Here is a 20149-nt window from a genome sequence, read left to right on the forward strand (position 1 = left end):
AAATCCATAAGAAGCGAGATGGAGAGAATCATAATTCGTGTAAGGTCGTCAATCGAAGTTGAGAGGAATTGTGAACAGGAAAATGGAAAGGAGGAGATTCCGCTGGACACTGAAGTCTCACGATTGAAAACTCAATATGGTTCTCATATGATGGAAGATAAATCCTGTTGGAACCGCCTTCATTATATAGAGAATATATAAATAATATCGTAAGTATCCGAATTAGGTATATGAAAATGTACAAGTCGAAGAAGAACTTCGGATCAGATGTGATAGCATATATGAGAATCATAGAGTTTTCATCGTAAAAGAAATTAAAAAAATCAGAATGCATGTAGGAAATGGAGATGAAGCGTCAAGGGATAGGAAGTTGGCGTTAAGAACATAGGCTATATACAATTTGAAAAAGGCGAACAGGATATCACATATTTCCTTCGATTGAAGCTTGAAAAGCTGGCAGACAAGAACCTGTAAATAAAAATCCAAGAGAAATACAGGAAATGTTGCCGGACTCGGATGGTGAAAGAAAAAGAAGTTCAGTACAATTAAATATATAAAATATAAAAAAGGGTACGAAAAGTACCCTTTTTTTACTGTTGTTTTTGACAAGAAAAATCGAGTATGTTAAACTTAGAGTGCACACGTATAGGTTATCAATTATTTTTGAGGTGATACTGTGGATAAATATGAATTAAGTATCAAAGAAGATAAGATTAAAAAGCATGCTGAGAAAAAAGATTATGTGACCGCGGCGAAGATTGCGGACACGATTGATTGGCGGCGCGTTAAAAACATAAAAATGCTGACGCTTGTTTCTCAGATCTATGAAAAGGTCAAAAATTATGCCGAGGCGAAAAATGTTCTCCTGATCGCGTATGAACGTGTTCCGGTGGGGCGCCGGATGCTGTATAAATTGACGGAGCTTTGTGTTAAGTCAGGCAATCTGGATGAAGCAGAAGACTTTTTTGAAGAATTCCAGGAAATAGCGCCCAATGATATCAGCAAGCTGATTTTAGCTTATCAGATTGAGTCCTCCAGAGGGGAACCCTTAGAAAAGCTGATCACCATTCTGGAGCTTTACCGTAAAAATGAGTTTGAAGAAAAGTGGGCTTACGAGCTGGCTTACCTATATCATAAAGCAGGCAGGTCTAAGGACTGTGTGCAGCTGTGCAATGAAATCATTTTATGGTTCAGCGTAGGGCCTTATGTGGACAAAGCTCTGGAGTTGAAAATGCAGTATGAGCCGCTTACTCCGTCCCAGCAGGAGAAGCTTGTAAATAAAAAGAAATTTGAAGAACGTATTAAAGCTGTGGAAAGGGAATTCGAAGATAAATACTCACAGGAAACGCTGGATTCCGGCCTTCTGGGGGAGGAGCCTACTTTGAAGGAAGAAGGGTTCAAGGAAGCCGCGATGACGGAGGAACCTGAGGTGACAGAAGAAGCTTCCGTGGATGAGGAAGTGGGAATTACTTCCGATGTGCTTTTGCAGAATGCACAGTTCCAGGATATGGAGGCGGATTTGGCGCAGTCCGTAAGAGCCGCGGCGGAAGAAATGCCTCAGGCTGAGGAAGCAGCTGCACAGGATACAAAGGAAATTCTGGCTCAGACAAAAGAGCTTAAAAACTCAAAGCCGGAAATCACACAGACTACTGAGTTTTTGAATGAGGTTTCCGCAGCACTTGCCGCTTCTGTTTTTGCTGATTCAGATCAAAAGATTGAAGCAGAAGAGACGGATCCGGAGATCACGGAAGAGGGTGCGGATGAGAAGATAGACGCAGAAGAAGCAGAAACCGGCGGCCAAGAGGCCGCTGTGGAAGAAGAGCCTGGGACAGCAGAAGAAATTCCTGCAGAGGACTCTGCCGAAGAGAAAGATGAAGCTGAAGTATTTGCAGAGCCGGAAATGACCGGATCGGAAGAAAACGCACCGGATGAAGAAATCTCGGCTGAGAGCGAGTCAGATGAGGTGATTCCGGAGGAGAATGCTGTCAATGCTGATTCGGCTGCTGCTGCGGAAGATGAGACACCGGAAGAAAGCAAGTATCCGGCAGAGGCGGATGAGAAAGCGGAAGAGGTATTTGAAACGCCGGAAGAAGAGCTAGAAGAAGAGGAAATAGACGGAAATCAGATAACATGCGTAGTTGTGGAGGAGGAGCCAGGAGAGGGCAGGATTCCCCTGGCGGTGGAAAAGCTGAAAAAGACCCATGAAATATTGGGAGTGCCTGCCACTCAAGTAGCTAAGATTTCTGGGGCGAAGCTGAGCGCTAAAGGAATTCATAATACGTTTATCCGTCTGGCCGGAAGAGATTTGATTGTAGATAACGCGGCGGACCTGACGGGGGCCGCGGTCAAAGAGCTTGTCAGAGAATTAAAGAAGCCGTTTGTATCCATGGTACTTGTGCTGGTCGACTCTCCGGAACGGATAGATAAATTATTAGTTCAAAATCTGGAATTAGACAAACTATGTGTTTATCTGGAAGACGAAGAACAGATGAGCGTAGACGATTTTGTGACCTGCGTAAGCGCATACGCGGAAGAGGAAGAATGTATTATCGATGAGATGGCGGGTCTGGCCGTCTATGCGCTGGCGGAACGGATGAGAAATGACGGCGTTCAGCTGTCGGAGCAGGAAGCGAAAGCTTTAGTGGATGAAGCAATCGATAAGGCGGAGCATAGAGGGCTGAAGGGGCTTTTTGGTTCGAAATATGATAAAAAAGGTTATTTGATCTTAAAAGAACAATACTTTAAGAATTTATAAGGTGGACTATGAGTATTCGGCTGATTGCGTTGGATCTGGACGGGACACTGCTGACCACGGACAAGCGGCTGACAAAGCGTACTTTGGATGTGCTCACCAGGGCCTCGGCCAGGGGGATTCATATTGTACCAGCTACGGGACGAAGCGTGACAGGTCTCGCACCGGAGGTGCGGGACCTGCCGTTTGTTCGTTATGCCATAACTGTGAATGGAGCCGTGGTATGGGATTTAAAGGAACAGAGAGCGATTTCCAAGAAGGTTTTTTCGAGGGACCAGGCGGAAGAAGTATGGGATTTTATCTCCGGCTATCATACCATGCAGGATGCCTGTATAGACGGCATTGCAAGGATGGAGCCTGAATATTACCGGCATATAGAGGATTTCATGCCAGATGAATCCAGAAGCTTTTTGATTCGCTCCACCAGAGTCCCTACAAAGGGAATGCGCTCCTATGTGGTGGATTCACGAAACAGCGTTGAAAAATTTAACCTGTTCTTTAAACAAGAAAGAGAATGCAGCCGCATAGAGGCGAGAGAAGCGCTGAAACGTTTTTCTTATCTGACGGTGACGTCCTCCATTGGCAATAATCTTGAAATTAATCACATGGAGGCTACAAAGGGCAGCGGATTGTCTGCGTTGGCGGATTACCTGTGCCTGGAAAGAGATCAGGTGATGGCCTTTGGCGACGGTGAAAATGATATTTCTATGTTGAAAGCGGCCGGAATGGGGGTGGCTATGGAAAACGCCTCTTCCATAGTAAAGGATTCGGCGGACACGGTCACTTTGTCCAATGATGAAGATGGGGTGGCCCTGGCCATTGAAAAGTTTGTCTTATAAGGATAAAGGCTTATATTGCAGGCGAAGCATACTACATGACAGAACTCTTTGCTTCACGGAAGAGCTCAGGACACAATCTGATATAGGAAGGCGTGATGGACATTAATCTGGTTTTTATAGTAACAATATTAATTTTGATTATGAGTATAATAGTGGGAGGTCTTCGGGGATTCTTTAAGAGCAGTCTGTCTTTGGTGGCCCTGATCTTATCAGGCATTATTGTAATGGCGCTGAATCCGCTTGTCACAGGTTTTTTGCGTAACAATACGAAGCTGGACGAATGGATTGAAGGAAAAGTAGCTGGAATGATCACCGAGGAACAAAACTTGGGGATAAATACGGACGGAGACAGTGTGACGCTGGAAAAGGATATTGCACTTCCTATGGATATTCAGCTGCCCAATGGTACAGTCCTTCCGGCAGGTACGATCCTTCCGGCGGGGACTACGCTGCCTAAAGGAATTGGATTTGATGAGCTTTTGGAGCAGGTGAATGAAAATCTTTCTACGGCGCAGCAAAGCAAGATTATAGAGAGCCTGCCGATACCGGAGAGCCTTAGGAATACTTTGGAAGAAAATAATAATTCCGCGATATACAAAGAATTGGGCGTGAGCCAGTTTACTGATTATATAGGAAGCTTTATAAGCAACATATGTTTGAATATCATCGGATATATTGTTACGTTCCTGATTGTGTTTTTCGCGCTTCAGATCCTGATGCTGGTATTTAATGTAGTAGACAGACTTCCTATTATACATGGAATCAATCATTTTGCCGGGGCGCTTCTGGGAATCGTAAAGGGGCTTTTGCTGCTGGAGATTTTATTTTTGCTGTTGATTCCGTTCACGGCGACCGCTTTTGGACAGAATGTACTGGGACAAATTGAGAGTAACGCTTTTTTAAGCATGCTGTATCATAAGAATATCTTGATTCGGCTCCTGATGATGGTCGTTGGAAAGACGTTTTGACCACAATAGATTGTATAGAATAGAAGTTGTGCCACAGGTATATGTGGACGGCCATTGAGGGGAGTAAAAATGCCTATTTTTCCAGTGAAAAATCTGTGTAAAATTAACCTGAGATTGCCCTTGACAAACCATATTTTGGTATGATATATTAAAACTCCACGGCGGATAGAACTGCAAATGCTCGAAAACGCAGTGGAAGAAAAAGAAAAAAATAGTTGACAGGAAGCGGCGGCTATGGTATCCTATAGAAGTTGTCGCTAACGCAGCGAGACACAGAACCTTGATAACTGAACAGTATATTCCAACCCCTGAAAATTCTTAAAAAAGAAGTTTCAGAGAACCGATGCGAGAGCATCGACCTTAAAAGTAAGTAAATGGGATAAAGAAAAAGCTAGAGCTTATCTTAAGACCAAGAGATCAGAACATGAGAGTTCGATCCTGGCTCAGGATGAACGCTGGCGGCGTGCTTAACACATGCAAGTCGAGCGAAGCACAGAGAGGAGAATCTTTCGGGAGGACCCATTCTGTGACTGAGCGGCGGACGGGTGAGTAACGCGTGGGTAACCTGCCTCATACAGGGGAATAACAGCTAGAAATGGCTGCTAATGCCGCATGAGCGCACATGGCCGCATGGCCGAGTGTGAAAAACCGAGGTGGTATGAGATGGACCCGCGTCCGATTAGCTAGTTGGTGAGGTAAAGGCCCACCAAGGCGACGATCGGTAGCCGACCTGAGAGGGTGACCGGCCACATTGGGACTGAGACACGGCCCAAACTCCTACGGGAGGCAGCAGTGGGGAATATTGCACAATGGGGGAAACCCTGATGCAGCGACGCCGCGTGGGTGAAGAAGTATTTCGGTACGTAAAGCCCTATCAGCAGGGAAGAAGATGACAGTACCTGACTAAGAAGCCCCGGCTAACTACGTGCCAGCAGCCGCGGTAATACGTAGGGGGCAAGCGTTATCCGGATTTACTGGGTGTAAAGGGAGCGTAGGTGGCATGGCAAGCCAGAAGTGAAAACCCGGGGCTTAACCCCGCGGATTGCTTTTGGAACTGCCAGGCTGGAGTGCAGGAGAGGCAGGCGGAATTCCTAGTGTAGCGGTGAAATGCGTAGATATTAGGAGGAACACCGGTGGCGAAGGCGGCCTGCTGGACTGTAACTGACACTGAGGCTCGAAAGCGTGGGGAGCAAACAGGATTAGATACCCTGGTAGTCCACGCCGTAAACGATGAATACTAGGTGTCGGGGGGCAAAGCCCCTCGGTGCCGCAGCAAACGCAGTAAGTATTCCACCTGGGGAGTACGTTCGCAAGAATGAAACTCAAAGGAATTGACGGGGACCCGCACAAGCGGTGGAGCATGTGGTTTAATTCGAAGCAACGCGAAGAACCTTACCAAGTCTTGACATCCCTCTGACCGGGAAGTAACGTTCCCTTTCCTTCGGGACAGAGGAGACAGGTGGTGCATGGTTGTCGTCAGCTCGTGTCGTGAGATGTTGGGTTAAGTCCCGCAACGAGCGCAACCCTTGTCCTTAGTAGCCAGCAGGTGAAGCTGGGCACTCTAGGGAGACTGCCGGGGATAACCCGGAGGAAGGTGGGGATGACGTCAAATCATCATGCCCCTTATGATTTGGGCTACACACGTGCTACAATGGCGTAAACAGAGGGAAGCGAAGCCGCGAGGTGGAGCGAATCCCAAAAATAACGTCTCAGTTCGGATTGTAGTCTGCAACTCGACTACATGAAGCTGGAATCGCTAGTAATCGCGGATCAGAATGCCGCGGTGAATACGTTCCCGGGTCTTGTACACACCGCCCGTCACACCATGGGAGTCAGTAACGCCCGAAGTCAGTGACCCAACCGAGAGGAGGGAGCTGCCGAAGGCGGGACCGATAACTGGGGTGAAGTCGTAACAAGGTAGCCGTATCGGAAGGTGCGGCTGGATCACCTCCTTTCTAAGGAAGAAGAAGTAAGGGAGTTGGAATATGCTGTTGAGTTATCGGGGAAAGTGCACCTCGAGGGCGCAGCCCTCTCGTTCGCGGCAGAGCCGCGTATACAGGTGAGGAGCCCATCCTCAGGAAGCGAGCTTCCTGGTCAGGCCATCCTGCCTGTGCACTTACAACTGGATAACGGAATTTCTGGTGCCGATACGTTCAGGGGAAACACCCGTACCCATCCCGAACACGAAGGTTAAGACTTGAACGGCCGATGGTACTATGCTGGAGACGGCATGGGAGAGCAGGTGGGTGCCAGAATTTTGGGCTTATAGCTCAGCTGGTTAGAGCGCACGCCTGATAAGCGTGAGGTCGGTGGTTCGAGTCCACTTAAGCCCATGTAGGAAAGACCAAGGAAAGATGAGCTTGAGGAGGTAAGGCCCGCTTAAGCCCATGCAAGAAGGAACCAAGGAAAGATCAAAGAAAGACCAAAAGAGAAAAAACGATAGAGATGACCAGAAGCCCGTATGGGGGTGTAGCTCAGTTGGGAGAGCACCTGCCTTGCAAGCAGGGGGTCAAGGGTTCGAATCCCTTCATCTCCAGGAAAGCCTTTTTTCAAGCAGAAAAGAGAGCTTTTAGAAACGCCGTACCTTGAAAACTGCACATTGGAAAAGACATCAAAAATTGAAATGATTTAAACCAATTCAATTTCAAAACAAAGCAAAAACCTAAGCCAGGCTCACGGGACGCTACCTGTGAGGGAAAACCTGGTCAAGCGAAAAAGAGCGCAGGGTGGATGCCTTGGCACTAAGAGCCGAAGAAAGACGCGATAAGCTGCGAAAAGCCATGGGGAGGAGCAAATATCCATTGATCCATGGATGTCTGAATGGGGAGACCCACTGGAGGAGCCCTCCAGTATCCATACGCCAATCCATAACGTATGGAGGGGAACCCGGCGAACTGAAACATCTAAGTAGCCGGAGGAAAAGAAAGAAAAGTCGATTCCGGGAGTAGCGGCGAGCGAAACCGGAGGAGCCTAAACCTGGGTGCGTGCACCTGGGGGTTACGGACCGCGATAAGTGAGGAGGATCTATAGCAGAATGGTTTTGGGAAAGCCAGCCAGAGAGGGTGAAAGCCCCGTATGCGAAATAGGAATCCAGCGAGCGGGATCCAAAGTACCACGAGACACGAGAAACCTTGTGGGAAGTCGGGGGGACCACCCCCCAAGGCTAAATACTCCTTAGTGACCGATAGCGCATAGTACTGTGAAGGAAAGGTGAAAAGGACCCCGGGAGGGGAGTGAAAGAGAACCTGAAACCCTGTGTTTACAAGCTGTGGGAGTGCCATATGAGCACGACCGCGTACTTTTTGTAGAACGGTCCGGCGAGTTGCCGGTGCTGGCGAGGTTAAGCGCGGGGAGCGCGGAGCCGAAGGGAGACCAAGTCTTAATAGGGCGTTGAGTCAGCACAGGCAGACCCGAAACCGGGTGATCTATCCATGTCCAGGTTGAAGCGGGAGTAAAATCCCGTGGAGGACCGAACCCACATCCGTTGAAAAGGGTGGGGATGAGGTGTGGATAGGGGAGAAATTCCAATCGAACCCGGAGATAGCTGGTTCTCCTCGAAATAGCTTTAGGGCTAGCCTCGTGTTAGTCTCATGGAGGTAGAGCACTGAATTCCCGCGGGGGCGTCAAAGCTTACCAAAGGATATCAAACTCCGAATGCCATAGAGATGCTGCACGGGAGTCAGACTGCACGAGATAAGTTGGGCAGTCAAAAGGGAAAGAGCCCAGACCTCCGGCTAAGGTCCCAAAGTGTGTGTTAAGTGGAAAAGGATGTGAGGTTTCAAAGACAACTAGGATGTTGGCTCAGAAGCAGCCATACATTGAAAGAGTGCGTAATAGCTCACTAGTCGAGAGGCCTTGCGCCGAAAATGTCCGGGGCTGAAACACACCACCGAAGCCGAGGACCCTTTAAGAGGGTGGTAGAGGAGCATTCTTGATAGGAAGAAGCAGTACCGGAAGGAGCTGTGGACGATCAAGAAGAGAGAATGCCGGAATGAGTAGCGAGAGGTAGGTGAGAATCCTACCGGCCGAATATCTAAGGTTTCCAGGGTAAAGCTGATCTGCCCTGGGTGAGTCGGGACCTAAGGCGAGGCTTAACGGCGTAGCCGATGGACAACAGGTTGAGATTCCTGTACTGCAGTATGACAGAACTGTGGGGACACAGAGGGGAAGGAAGAGCCGGGAATGAGAAGACCGGTGCAAGCGGAAGAGGAGTCGGATAGGAAAAACCGTCCGGCAATCCAAAGCCGTAACGCGGACCGAAAATAAGTAGGGAAGCTTCCATACCAGCTGTCGAGAAAAGCCGCTATGGCTCATACTGCACCCGTACCGTAAACCGACACAGGTGGATGAGGAGAGAATCCTAAGGCCGACGGGAGAAGCATTGTTAAGGAACTCGGCAAAATGACCCCGTAACTTCGGGAGAAGGGGTGCCTCGAGAGAGGCCGCAGAGAATTGGCCCAAGCAACTGTTTAGCAAAAACACAGGTCTATGCGAAACCGAAAGGTGAGGTATATGGGCTGACGCCTGCCCGGTGCTGGAAGGTTAAGGGGAGATGTTAGCGAATGCGAAGCATTGAACTTAAGCCCCAGTAAACGGCGGCCGTAACTATAACGGTCCTAAGGTAGCGAAATTCCTTGTCGGGTAAGTTCCGACCCGCACGAAAGGCGTAATGATTTGGGCACTGTCTCAACAATGCACCCGGTGAAATTGAAGTACCAGTGAAGATGCTGGTTACCTGCGCCAGGACGGAAAGACCCCATGGAGCTTTACTCCAGCTTGGCACTGGGATCCGGTATTGCATGTACAGGATAGGTGGGAGGCGAAGAAGGGAGGACGCCAGTCCTTCTGGAGCCGTTGTTGGGATACCACCCTTGCGATATTGGGTTTCTAACCAGCCGCCGTTAGCCGGCGGTGGGACAATGCCAGGCGGGGAGTTTGACTGGGGCGGTCGCCTCCGAAAGAGTATCGGAGGCGCCCAAAGGTTCCCTCAGGATGGACGGAAACCATCCGAAGAGTGCAAAGGCAGAAGGGAGCTTGACTGCGACACCGACGGGTGGAGCAGGTACGAAAGTAGGGCTTAGTGATCCGGTGGTGTTAAGTGGGAACGCCATCGCTCAACGGATAAAAGCTACCCTGGGGATAACAGGCTTATCACTCCCAAGAGTTCACATCGACGGAGTGGTTTGGCACCTCGATGTCGGCTCATCGCATCCTGGGGCTGAAGTAGGTCCCAAGGGTTGGGCTGTTCGCCCATTAAAGCGGTACGCGAGCTGGGTTCAGAACGTCGTGAGACAGTTCGGTCCCTATCCGGCGCGGGCGGAAGATATTTGAGAGGAGCTGTCCTTAGTACGAGAGGACCGGGATGGACTGACCTCTGGTGCACCGGTTGCGCATCAAGCGCATGGCCGGGTAGCCAAGTCGGGAAGGGATAAACGCTGAAGGCATCTAAGCGTGAAGCCCCCCTCAAGATGAGATATCTCATAGCGAGAGCTAGTAAGGCCCCTTGAAGACGACGAGGTAGATAGGCTGGAGGTGGAAGTGCAGCAATGTATGGAGCTGACCAGTACTAATCGGCCGAGGGCTTGTCCAGGTGGTTTAGGAAGGCTTTGACAGATGGATGACAATGTGCAGTTTTGAAGGTATGGGAAGGCCGGAAGGTGGGCAGACTAACCTTCAGAGATGATCCTCGATAGCTCAATGGTAGAGCACTCGGCTGTTAACCGAGTTGTTGTAGGTTCGAGCCCTACTCGGGGAGCTTTAAGCTCCACGGAGTTTTAAAACAGCATAAGGCTCCATGGTCAAGCGGTTAAGACACCGCCCTTTCACGGCGGTAACAGGGGTTCAAATCCCCTTGGAGTCATTGATTTTATATGGCGACATAGCCAAGTGGTAAGGCAAAGGTCTGCAACACCTCTATCGCCGGTTCAAATCCGGCTGTCGCCTCTAAGAGGAACCCAGAAATAAAAATTTTCTGGGTTCTTTTGTTATACAGGAAACAGTAGTTCTTTGTACGTCAGCATTTTTCTAAGAAATTAAGAAATCTTTCGCAGAAAGTTCACGCTCCCTTTATATTTTTGTAGTATGATATAAAATACTTTTTGGAATCATTTTAGTCAATTCCGATCAAGCTTCCGTTAAGCGCCGACAGAAGTTCCGGGCCGTCACGATTTCGGTTCGCTGGCGATGCAGGGGCCGCTTTGTCCCCGCTCCAGGAGTACCGCTCACATGTCAGCAAGAAATCTTTATGATTTCTTGCCTCCGGTTCGCTCAAAAACGGAATCGGTATTTCCGTTTCTGCCTCCCTCCGCCTGGGGAACACCGGCCTCTGCCCTGCGGCGCTCACCTTTAGGCCGGCCCGGAATCATTCTGCCGGTGCCCTGCCTGCCGCACCATTTCGAATGATTTCCGTTCTATCGATTCCAGAAAAGAATCGGATATCCACACGGCCTGCGCGTCTTACGGCTGCAGGCCGCGGTAAGCCACCCCAATGGCTTTCGAGGCAAACTAGCGCTTATTTCGGTGCGGAAAAATGAGCAGGAGGAACGATCCGATTCCATCGTAAGGCGAGCGCCGCAAAGGCGTTAGCAGGATCTTCCCGGCCGCAGGGAGGTAAAAACCGAATCTCATGCAGGTTTTTATTGGAATCTGACATGGAAAAATTTAGGTTTATCCATGTCAGTTGGAAAGGACCGACTGGAGGCCGCAAAGATCCTGGTTACGGCTGCCAGCGAGCCGCCTGGATGGAATCGGATTTCCTCTTGACTTATAAATCAGACAAAGAGAGTTTGCTTAAAAGGTATTTAAAAGTATTCTTAAAGAGATACAGTACGCGGAAGGGAGAGCGTCAGATGACAAACGAGCAGTATTACGAACTCATCGTTCCTTATCAGGATGCGCTGAATTTATTAATGGCCAGACTTGATGTGCTGAATCACTCGATATATAGCACAGATGTTCCAAAGCCGATTCACAATATACAGTTCAGGATAAAAAAGAAGCAGAGCATAGAGAACAAACTGGAAAGAAAGGGTATGAACGGAAGCTTCACTGCCGCCAAAGAAAATTTGCGGGATATAGCCGGTATTCGGGTCATTTGCTATTTTGTAAGGGATGTGGAGCAGCTGGTGGATAATCTGAGAGGACAGAGGGACCTGATCGTGATCCAGGAACGGAATTATATTCAGGACCCCAAATCCAACGGCTATCGCAGCTATCATATTATATTGGGAATTCCCGTTTATTATATGGAACGTACAGAGTATTATCCGGTGGAGGTTCAGATTAGGACGATCAGTATGGATTTTTGGGCGAGTATGGAACACCGGGTCTGTTACAAACAGGAGAGAAGAGACAAGCAGGAGATACAGGCTATGCTGAAGCAGTACGCAGAACTTTTGGGAGAAATGGAAAAGGGATTTGAACGGCTGAATAGTGAGGAGCTTGAGAAGTCTGCCAGTGGAACGGGGAACAGCGAAAAAGCTTCACAGTAATATTGTGAATTCGTTTTTATGATATAGTATCAGTCCATCGGCCTGCATTTTAGAGAGCTCTGCAGACAGAGCGCTTCGTTCCACGGAGAGATAGTCTGCCAGCTGCTGGCGGTTAAAAGGGATGGTAAAGGTATGGGTATGCTGTGAGGAAGCCTGAAATGACAGATAGGCCATGACTTTTTCCCGGGTGGATTTCTGGGTGATGTGATCCAGCTTCCTGGTCAGTGTCAGATTTTTTTCTGCCATGACGGAGAGGAGATTCCGGATCAGCCGCGTGTGAAAGGCACAGGCGGTGGGACAGGTGGTCAGGATCCGGTTGATATCCAAGAACAAGATCTCAGACTTCTCGGCAGTGACTACGCTGATCAGCAGAGCTTCGGTCTGCATACAGGCGTACGCTTCGCCGAACAGCTGGCCGGGGCCGGCAGTCTCCATTATTCTTTTATTGCCCCATAAGTCCTCTTTTATAATATGGACCGCCCCTTTAAGGATAAGGCCGGCTGTGCGAATCGTGGAACCGGCGTAAAAGACGTATTCTTCTTTTTCAAATTTTTTAAGCACAGGGGAAAGGCATCCGAGCATGGATTCAGAGTCCTCCATGGAAATTCCCTGAAACAGATCAGAATCAGACGGCAGATGAAAATTCATATTTACCTTCTTTCGTTGTAAATCCAACAGACATGTTGGATTTATTTTATTATACTCATAGTACAAAGTCAAGGCTTCCAATAAACAAGTGTGATGGAGGAAGAAACAATGATAAGAAAAATAATTCAGATAGACGAAAATAAATGCAATGGCTGCGGAATCTGTGCGAAAGCGTGTCACGAGGGCGCGATTGGAATGGCAGACGGAAAAGCGAAGCTCCTGCGGGAAGATTATTGCGACGGACTTGGTGATTGTCTACCGGCCTGTCCGACTCAGGCGATTCGCTTTGTGGAAAAAGAAACGGCGGCTTTTTGTAAGGAAACCGATAATACGGAGAACCCCTGGCCGGTGCAGATAAAGCTGGCGCCGGTCCAGGCGTCCTGCTATGACGGAGCGGAGCTTTTGATAGCCGCGGACTGCACGGCATTTCGATATGAAAGATTCTACCGGGATTTTGTGAAGGGACGCGGGGTCCTGATCGGTTGTCCCAAATTGGACAAGGAGGACTATTCGGATAAGCTGACCGAGATTCTCCGGGAAAATAAGATAAAGAGTATCCAGATTATCCGGATGGAGGTGCCCTGCTGTGGAGGGCTGGAACGGGCCGTGGAAAAGTCGGTCATACAAAGCGGTGCAAAGCTTCCCTGGCAGGTGGTCACGATCAGTGTAGATGGAAAAATAAAAAGCATAAAGGAAGGAAAAGAAAATGGGTGAGATGAAGATGAAAGAAAATCAGATGTTTTGTTATCAGTGTGAACAGACGGCAGGATGCGCGGGATGTTCCGGAAGCGCAGGAGTATGCGGGAAGACGGCGGATATAGCCGGGCTTCAGGATGAACTGACCGGCGCGCTCATCGGATTGGCTAGAGCAGCGAACGGAAATGAGCCCACAAAGCGTACAGACAGAGTGATGACGGAGGGATTGTTTGCTACGCTTACCAATGTCAATTTCGATGAGAAGGCATTGAAAGGGCTGATCGCCCGGGCCCATGAAGAAAAGGAACAGATGGTTCCGGAATGTGGGAAATGTGCTTCTGTCTGCGGACGAAACGGTGATTATGACATGAAAGATCTGTGGCAGGAAGAGGAGGATATCCGTTCTTTGAAATCCCTTATATTATTTGGCCTTAAAGGAATGGCGGCTTATGCTTATCATGCCATGGTCCTTGGCTATGAGGACGAGACGGTCAGCCGGTTTTTCTATAAGGGATTATCTGCGGTGGGACAGGAAAAAACAATGGAAGAGCTTCTGCCTCTGGTGATGGAGACCGGGGAAGTAAATCTAAAATGTATGGAGCTTCTGGATAAGGCTAACACAGATACCTTTGGAGTTCCGGCGCCGGCGTCTGTCTCACTTTCCGTGGAAGCCGGTCCGTTTATTGTGGTATCCGGACATGACCTTTATGACTTAAAACAACTTTTGGAGGCGACAGAAGGGAAAGGCATCAATATTTACACCCACGGAGAGCTGCTTCCGGCCCATGCCTACCCGGAACTCAGGAAATACGGACATTTAAAAGGGAATTTCGGCACCGCATGGCAGAATCAGCAGAAAGAATTTGCGGATATTCCCGCGCCGGTATTGTTTACGACCAATTGTCTGATGCCGGTACGCGCGTCTTATTCTGACAGAGTCTTTACCACAGGCGTGGTATCCTATCCGGGAATGATCCATATTGGAGAAGGAGAAGCAGAAAACGGAAAAAAGGATTTCACACCTTTGATCAAGAAGACTCTTGAGCTGGGCGGTTATAAGGAGACAAAAAAATTCACAGGTATAAATGGAGGAAGTGAGGTAACCACCGGATTTGGGCACGGGGCGATCCTGTCTGCAGCGGATAAGGTGGTGGAAGCCGTGAAGTCGGGGACCATACGGCATTTTTTCCTGGTAGGCGGATGTGACGGAGCCAGGGCAGGGAGAAATTATTACACGGAGTTTGTAAAGAAGGCGCCGGAAGATTCGGTGATACTGACTCTGGCCTGTGGAAAATTCCGGTTTAATGATCTGAATTTGGGTACAATAGGAGGGGAGAAGGACGGACTTCCCCGCCTGATGGATATGGGACAATGCAACGACGCATATGGTGCGGTCCGAGTGGCTGCCGCTTTGGCAGAGGCTTTTGAATGCGGCTTGAACGATCTGCCGCTGACCCTGGTCCTTTCCTGGTACGAGCAGAAAGCCGTCTGCATCTTGCTCACTCTTTTGTACTTGGGAATGAAGAAAATTTATCTGGGTCCTACGCTTCCCGCTTTTTTGTCCAAAAACGTTTTGAATTACCTGGTTGAAAACTATGATATACGGCCGATCAGCACTCCGGAAGAGGACCTTAAACAGATTTTGCAGTAATGTGTCAAAACACCTCTTGCGTAATACTACATATTGTGCTATCATTTTGAAGTGCGACAAAATGTAGTATGATTGAGAGGAGTGTCCGAATGACGATCGAAGAATGGTTAGGAAAAGAAAATCAGCTGGGTATTGATATCTGGCAGAATAAATATTGTTATGAAGGGGAAGATTTTGATCACTGGATAGACAGGATAAGCAGCGGAAACAAGGACATAGCCCGCCTGATGAAGGAGAAAAAATTTCTGTTCGGCGGAAGAATATTGTCCAACCGCGGTCTGGAATACGTGGGAAGAAAAATCACACTGTCCAACTGCTATGTGATCGCGCCCCCTAGGGATGAGATTGAAAGTATCTTTGACTGTGCAAAAAAGCTGGCCCGTACGTATAGCTACGGCGGAGGATGCGGCATTGATATCTCCGGGCTGAGTCCCAGAGGGGCACGTATCAACAACGCGGCCAGGGAGACTACCGGAGCGGTGTCTTTTATGGATCTGTATTCTCTGGTCACGGACCTAATCGGGCAGAATGGCCGCCGGGGGGCGCTGATGATCTCCATGGATTGTTTCCACCCGGATATCGAGGATTTTATTAAGTTAAAGACAGATCTCACGAAGGTGACGAAGGCGAATATTTCTGTCAGAATATATGATGAATTCATGGAAGCTGTGAAAGAAAATAAGCCGTATTATCTCCATTACACGAGAGAGGCCACTGGAGAGAAGATTGAACGGATGGTCAACGCCAGAGAACTGTTTCATCAGATCGCGGAGGCCAATTGGGATTATGCGGAGCCGGGGGCTCTGTTCTGGGACAGAATCTGCGGATGGAACCTGCTCAGCAATACAAAGGACTTTTCCTATGCGGGTGTAAACCCCTGTGCGGAGGAACCGCTGCCCGCCGGAGGCAGCTGCCTCCTTGGCAGCATGAATCTGGCCGAATTTGTAAAGGATCCTTTTACGCCGGAAGCGTCATTTGACTTTGACGGGTTCAAGCAGTGCGTGACCATTTGTGTCAGAGCGATGAATGAGGTGCTGGACGAGGGGCTGAGCCTGCATCCGCTGGAGGAACAGCAGGAAAGTGTCCGTGACTGGCGCCAGATAGGTCTGGGCATTATGGGACTGGCGGACATGCTTGTGAAGCTGGGTGTGACCTACGGTGAGGAAGAGGCCATAGAGCTTTGTGACAAAATAGGCTTTGCGATGGCGGATACGGCCATTGCCTCTTCCGCGGCTCTGGCAAAGGAGTCAGGAGCATTTCCGAAATGCGTCACAGAGGAGATTATGGGAACCGCGTTTTTTGAGCAGAATACGTCCGAGCCTACCAAGGAAATGGTGAAAAAATATGGGCTGAGGAATTCACAGCTTCTGACGATCGCTCCCACAGGAACCTTATCCACCATGCTGGGGATTTCCGGAGGGATAGAGCCTATCTATGCCATTTATTATGAAAGGAAGACAGAATCCCTCCATGGCAAAGACGTATACTACAAGGTGTATACGAAAATCGTGGAAAATTACATGAAGGATCACAAGATCACCGATGACAGTATGCTGCCGCCCTATTTTGTGACGGCTATGACACTGGATTATCGATCCAGGATCAACATGCAGTCCATCTGGCAGACGCATATTGACGCTTCCATCAGCTCTACGGTGAATGTACCGAAGCAATTTACGGTAGAGGAGACAGAATCGCTTTATCAGTACGCTTATGACAAGGGCCTTAAAGGAATCACGATTTTCCGTGATGGCTGCCAGCGGGCCGGAATCCTGTCCACAGATGTGCCGGAGGAGTCCAAGGGAGCCGTTGCCGGAGAAGGGCTGGAACGCGGTGAGATTATTCTGGTGAATGATGACGTCATCGGAAAGAAGCGGAAGCTGATCACCGGATGCGGAAGCCTCCACTGTATCGCTCTTTTTGACCCTTATACGGGAGCTCTGCTGGAGACCTATCTCAGCAAAGGAAGTACGGGAGGCTGTAATAATTTCATGATCGGCTTGTCCAGAATGATCTCCATCAGCGCACGAGGCGGCATTGATATTTATACAATTATCGATCAGCTGAACTCTACAGGCTCCTGTCCTTCCTATACCGTAAGGCGAGCGACGCAGAAGGATACCAGCAAGGGCTCCTGTTGTCCAATGGCTGTGGGAAACGCGCTGTTAGATATGTACAATGAGGTGCAGGAAGAATTGGCGAAGCAGGGAGAAAGCGCCAGCCATGTGCCGCCCAAGGCTCCGAAGCCCCAGGCGGTGAAAAGCACCAACCAGAAGATCCGCTGCCCGGAATGTGGAGAACCGCTTGTTTTTGAGGGCGGCTGCAACATCTGCAAAGGCTGCGGATGGAGCGGATGCTTCTGAGGCCGGCTGTGACAAAATCAGATGAGTGTTGAGAACGGCGGTGCCTGCACTATTTGTGCAGGCGCCGCTGTATGAATTTTACCAGTTCCATGATCGGGATGATCACGACGGCCAGGGCCATGGAAAGTCCGTATTCGGCCAAAGTGATATGGGTGAAGCCGAAAGCGTTCCGCAGGAAGGGGACATAGATCACAGCGGTCGTACAGAGGAAAGACAGCGCCATTGCGCCCCAGAGGAATATATTATGTCCATGTATCCGGAACACAGAAGCTCTTCTGGATCTCATGTTAAAGGAATGAAAGATTTCCACCATGGATAAGGTCAGGAATGCCATTGTCATGCCGTCGGCACTGGCAGCGATCTCAAGCCGCCCGGATTCGACATAGTGCCCGATGAAATAAGCGGACATGGTCAGCAGGGTTATCAGGACACCCTGGAAGGCTACGTCAAAGCCAAGGCCGCCTGCGAAGATTCCGTCATCCGCGCTTCTGGGAGCACGTTTCATGATATCCTCTTCTTCGTGTTCCATGCCGAGAGCCAGGGCGGGGAAACAGTCGGTGATCAGGTTGATCCAAAGCAGGTGGACCGGCTTAAGGATGGTAAAGCCGAGGATGGTGGAAAAGAAAATGGCGAGTACCTCGGCCAGATTGGAGGACAGGAGGAACTGAATGGACTTGCGGATATTGTCGTAAATTCTTCTGCCCTCTCCCACGGCGGAGACGATGGTAGCAAAATTGTCGTCGGCAAGCACCATATCCGCTACGTTTTTTGTCACATCTGTACCGGTTATTCCCATGCCCACGCCTATATCTGCGCTTTTAATAGAAGGAGCGTCGTTTACGCCGTCTCCTGTCATGGCGGTGATGCGTCCTTTGGATTTCCAGGCCTTTACAATCCGCACCTTGTGCTCCGGCTGGACCCTCGCATATACGGAGAAATGCTCCACATCCCGGAACAGCTCTTCATCGCTCATGTCGTTTAGCTGGGAACCGGTTATGGCCTCGCTGTCGTCCCGGAGGATGCCCAGCTGACGGGCGATCGCTACAGCGGTGTCCCGATGATCGCCGGTGATCATGACGGGCCGGATGCCGGCGCTCTTGCATTCGGAGATTGCGTCCCGCACTTCGGGGCGGATGGGATCGATCATGCCGGATAATCCGAGATAGCAAAGCTCCTGTTCCAGAAATTCTGCATCGAAAGAGGCGGGAGAAGAATCCCATACGCGCATGGCTCCGCAGAGAACGCGGAGAGCCTGATCCGCCATATGCTTATTTTCCGAAAGAATTTCCTGGCGGAGGCTGTCGGTGAGGGGGATTTCCCGGCTGCCGTCCCACATGGACGTACAGCGCTTTAGTACCTCGTCGGGAGCGCCTTTGGTGTACTGCAGAATGGCGTGTTCCGGGGTCTTATGGACCGTTGACATCATCTTCCGCATAGAATCAAAGGGAGCCTCGCCTAAACGGGGATATTGTTCCATAAGATCTGTTTTGGACAGCCCAAGGGAGAAAGCGTCATTTACCAGAGCACATTCTGTAGGCTCCCCGACAGCTTCATTCTGCTCATCTAAAACAGCGTCGCTGCAGAGCGTCATGGCTTTGGCAAGCTCCGGGATATCTGCCGAGGAGTGCTCCACTACTGTCATCTTGTTCTGAGTCAGTGTGCCTGTTTTGTCGGAACAGATGATCTGAGTGCAGCCAAGGGTTTCCACGGCGGTCAGTTTACGAATGACGGCATTCCGCTTTGACATTCTGGTGACTCCCATGGAGAGCACGATCGTGACCACTGCGGCCAGGCCCTCCGGGATGGCTGCCACAGCCAGGCTGACGGCTACCATGAACGTATCGAGCATCTTGGCTCCGGTGATATCCGGATAAGCGCGGAATACATCCAGTGCGAAGATAAAGAGACAGATTCCGATGACGAGGAAGCTCAGAACCTTGCTCAATTGATTCAGCTTTTTTTGAAGGGGAGTGAGATCATCCTTGGAATTGGTCAGCGCGTCTGCGATTTTTCCCATTTCTGTGTCCATACCGGTACCGGTCAGCACGGCGCGTCCCCGCCCATATACGATGGTGCTCCCCATATATACCATGTTCTTCCGGTCCCCAAGAGGGATGTCTTTTTCTGCTCCCAGATTCAGCGCGTCCGCGGTTTTATTGACCGGTACAGATTCTCCGGTAAGGGCCGCTTCTTCCACTTTAAGGCTGGCGTTTTCTATGATCCTGGCGTCGGCGGGAACGGCGTCTCCGGCCTCCAGGATGATCACGTCGCCGGGAACCAGCTCTTCACTTTTAATGGTTACCTGGCGCCCGTCCCGGACGACCTTTGAAGTAGCCGCCGCGATCTCTTGGAGAGCGGCGATGGCTTTTTCTGCTTTATTTTCTTGAACAACCCCGAGGACAGCATTGATGATGACTACGGCCATGATAATGATGACATCGGTGAAGGACTCCCCGGAGTAGACTGCCGTAATGCCTGATACGACAGCGGCGGCTATGAGAATGATGATCATCGGATCGGCCAGTTCTTTAAAAAAGCGGGAGATGAGTGAAACTTTTTTGCCCTCTTTAAGCTTATTTGGGCCGGTTTCGGACAACCGCCGTCCTGCCTCGGCGCCGGTCAGGCCCTGTTCTGAGGTGTTCAGATCTTTTACGACTTGAAAAAATTCTGCTAAGTATGGTTTCATGAGAACCTCCTTTGAAATAATAAATGACGGACGCAGTTTCTTCCGGGAAATCGTTC

10 protein-coding genes, 5 tRNA genes and 3 rRNA genes are annotated in these 20149 nt (G+C 49.7%); 15 read left to right on the forward strand and 3 right to left on the reverse strand.

What is annotated here, in order from left to right:
* Positions 1-676: 676 nt before the first annotated feature.
* The 11 genes from H9Q78_RS08935 to H9Q78_RS08985 all read left to right on the forward strand — a co-directional run bounded on the left by H9Q78_RS08935 (position 677) and on the right by H9Q78_RS08985 (position 10502).
* Complete coding sequence (locus tag H9Q78_RS08935) at positions 677-2755, forward strand: tetratricopeptide repeat protein (protein WP_249301116.1); 2079 nt, start codon at positions 677-679, stop codon at positions 2753-2755.
* Positions 2756-2763: 8 nt separating this feature from the next.
* Positions 2764-3591 (forward strand): Cof-type HAD-IIB family hydrolase, encoded by an 828-nt coding sequence (locus tag H9Q78_RS08940; protein WP_249301117.1) that lies wholly within the window; start codon positions 2764-2766, stop codon positions 3589-3591.
* A 95-nt stretch (positions 3592-3686) separates the two neighbouring features.
* Positions 3687-4559 (forward strand): CvpA family protein, encoded by an 873-nt coding sequence (locus H9Q78_RS08945; protein ID WP_249301118.1) that lies wholly within the window; start codon positions 3687-3689, stop codon positions 4557-4559.
* 420 nt (positions 4560-4979) lie between these two features.
* A 16S ribosomal RNA gene (locus tag H9Q78_RS08950) occupies positions 4980-6514 on the forward strand.
* A 182-nt stretch (positions 6515-6696) separates the two neighbouring features.
* A 5S ribosomal RNA gene (gene rrf / locus H9Q78_RS08955) occupies positions 6697-6814 on the forward strand.
* 4 nt (positions 6815-6818) lie between these two features.
* Positions 6819-6892 (forward strand) — tRNA-Ile (locus tag H9Q78_RS08960).
* A gap of 130 nt (positions 6893-7022) precedes the next feature.
* Positions 7023-7095: transfer RNA gene (locus H9Q78_RS08965), tRNA-Ala, on the forward strand.
* A gap of 167 nt (positions 7096-7262) precedes the next feature.
* Positions 7263-10149 (forward strand): 23S ribosomal RNA (locus H9Q78_RS08970).
* Together the 16S, 23S and 5S rRNA genes with 5 tRNA genes alongside form the textbook arrangement of a ribosomal RNA operon.
* Positions 10150-10242: 93 nt before the next feature.
* Positions 10243-10314 (forward strand) — tRNA-Asn (locus H9Q78_RS08975).
* Between the two features lie 33 nt (positions 10315-10347).
* Positions 10348-10419: transfer RNA gene (locus H9Q78_RS08980), tRNA-Glu, on the forward strand.
* 12 nt (positions 10420-10431) lie between these two features.
* Positions 10432-10502, forward strand: a tRNA-Cys gene (locus H9Q78_RS08985).
* A gap of 166 nt (positions 10503-10668) precedes the next feature.
* On the opposite strand, the gene H9Q78_RS08990 is transcribed toward H9Q78_RS08985, so the two are convergent.
* Positions 10669-10902, reverse strand: a complete 234-nt coding sequence (locus H9Q78_RS08990; RefSeq protein ID WP_249301119.1) for a hypothetical protein — start codon at positions 10900-10902, stop codon at positions 10669-10671.
* A gap of 505 nt (positions 10903-11407) precedes the next feature.
* On the opposite strand from H9Q78_RS08990, the gene H9Q78_RS08995 reads away from it, so the two are divergent.
* Complete coding sequence (locus H9Q78_RS08995; RefSeq protein ID WP_249301121.1) at positions 11408-12049, forward strand: GTP pyrophosphokinase; 642 nt, start codon at positions 11408-11410, stop codon at positions 12047-12049.
* Here the strand turns inward: H9Q78_RS08995 and H9Q78_RS09000 are convergent.
* Positions 12041-12697, reverse strand: coding sequence for a Crp/Fnr family transcriptional regulator (locus tag H9Q78_RS09000; RefSeq protein ID WP_249301123.1), 657 nt, complete (start codon positions 12695-12697; stop codon positions 12041-12043). The genes H9Q78_RS08995 and H9Q78_RS09000 overlap by 9 nt on opposite strands.
* A gap of 108 nt (positions 12698-12805) precedes the next feature.
* Between H9Q78_RS09000 and H9Q78_RS09005 the strand changes: the two genes are divergently transcribed.
* The 3 genes from H9Q78_RS09005 (at position 12806) to H9Q78_RS09015 (ending at position 17407) form a co-directional block, all read left to right on the forward strand.
* Positions 12806-13411, forward strand: a complete 606-nt coding sequence (locus H9Q78_RS09005) for an ATP-binding protein (protein WP_249301125.1) — start codon at positions 12806-12808, stop codon at positions 13409-13411.
* 22 nt (positions 13412-13433) lie between these two features.
* Positions 13434-15044, forward strand: a complete 1611-nt coding sequence (hcp, locus tag H9Q78_RS09010) for a hydroxylamine reductase (protein WP_249304799.1) — start codon at positions 13434-13436, stop codon at positions 15042-15044.
* Between the two features lie 89 nt (positions 15045-15133).
* Positions 15134-17407 carry an adenosylcobalamin-dependent ribonucleoside-diphosphate reductase gene (locus tag H9Q78_RS09015; protein ID WP_249301126.1) on the forward strand — a complete coding sequence of 758 codons (2274 nt, stop codon included), beginning with the start codon at positions 15134-15136 and terminating at the stop codon, positions 17405-17407.
* Between the two features lie 49 nt (positions 17408-17456).
* On the opposite strand, the gene H9Q78_RS09020 is transcribed toward H9Q78_RS09015, so the two are convergent.
* Positions 17457-20093, reverse strand: coding sequence for a cation-translocating P-type ATPase (locus H9Q78_RS09020; protein WP_249301127.1), 2637 nt, complete (start codon positions 20091-20093; stop codon positions 17457-17459).
* Between the last annotated feature and the right edge of the window lie 56 nt (positions 20094-20149).

This window comes from Qiania dongpingensis, from assembly GCF_014337195.1.
In the GTDB taxonomy this organism is placed as follows: Bacteria; Bacillota; Clostridia; order Lachnospirales; family Lachnospiraceae; genus Lientehia; species Lientehia dongpingensis.